Source organism: Streptomyces sp. NPDC054849, from assembly GCF_053610945.1.
The window spans coordinates 1-1,381 of record NZ_JBSGZI010000200.1; the positions used below are offsets into that span (position 1 = coordinate 1).

The window sequence follows — 1,381 nt, forward strand, 5'->3', positions numbered from 1 at the left end:
GGGTCTGTCCAGCCAACGGTGTAACTCGTGTGGTGTGAGTTAACGGCGGCCGACGGAGAGTCGGCCGTCGAAGGCGATGTCGAAGGCCTGCAGAGCGGGCTTCCATCGCATGGTCCAGCGTTTGCGGCCCTGCCCGGTGGGGTCGAGGCTCATGACGGCCATGTAGACGCACTTGAGCGCCGCGGCCTCGTTCGGGAAATGCCCGCGAGCCCGGACGGCCTTGCGTATGCGGGCGTTCACGCTCTCGATGGCGTTGGTCGTGCAGACGATCCGGCGGATCTCCGCATCGAACTGGAGGAACGGCACGAACTCGGCCCAGGCGTTCTCCCAGAGCCGCACGATCGCCGGATACTTGACGCCCCATTCCTCCTGGAACTCCAGGAAGCGGTCCTCAGCCGCACTCGCGGTCGGCGCGGTGTAGACGGGCTTCAGCGCGCGGGAGATTTTGTCCCAGTCCTGGCGGCCCGCGTAGCGGAACGACGCCCGCAGGAGGTGAACTATGCAGGTCTGCGTCACGGCCTGGGGCCAGACCGTCCCGATCGCATCCGGCAGGCCCTTGAGCCCGTCGCAGACGACCATGCACACGTCCTCCACGCCCCGGTTCTTGATCTCGGTGAGGACCTGGAGCCAGTACTTCGCGCCCTCGCCGCCGTCGCCGGCCCACAGGCCGAGGATGTCGCGGGTGCCGTCGACCGTGACGGCCAGGGCCACGTAGATCGGCCGGTTGGCCACCTGCCCGTCGCGGACCTTCACATGGATGCAGTCAATGAAGATCACCGGGTAGACCGGGTCGAGCGGCCGGTTCTGCCACTCTGTCATCCCGTCCATGACCTTGTCGGTAATGGTCGAGATGGTCTGCTTGGACACGCTCGCGCCATAGACCTCGGCCAGGTGAGCGGAGATGTCACCGTGCGTCAGACCCCGTGCGGACAACGACAGCACCATCTCGTCCACGCCGGTCAGCCGCCGCTGGCGCTTCTTCACGATCTGCGGCTCGAAGCTGCCCTCGCGATCCCGCGGCACCTCGATCTCGACCGGCCCGACGTCGGTCAGCACGGTCTTGGGCCGAACACCGTTGCGGGAGTTCCCACTGCCCGCGCCGGCCGGGTCGTGCTTCTCGTAGCCGAGGTGATCGGTGATCTCGCCCTCCAGGGCGGACTCCAGGACCCGCTTGGTCAGCTGCTGCAGCAGCCCGCCCTCGCCGGTCAGCTGCAGGCCGCCCGCTCGGGCCCGGTCGACCAGCTGCCCGATCAACTGGTCGTCCAGCAGGTCCGCCGCCAGCTCGGGCCGGACCTCTTCAACCGCCTCGACCGAGACAGTCACGTCGCTCATCAGGTGCTACTTCCTTGATCGGGAGTTACACCGTTGACCGTACAGACCC

1 protein-coding gene is annotated in these 1,381 nt (G+C 67.2%); it reads right to left on the reverse strand.

What is annotated here, in order from left to right:
- Positions 1-39 precede the first annotated feature (39 nt).
- The gene (locus tag ACWGIF_RS37860) at positions 40-1,323 is read right to left on the reverse strand and encodes an IS256 family transposase (RefSeq protein ID WP_453504408.1); all 1,284 of its coding nucleotides are present in this window, start codon (positions 1,321-1,323) and stop codon (positions 40-42) included.
- Between the last annotated feature and the right edge of the window lie 58 nt (positions 1,324-1,381).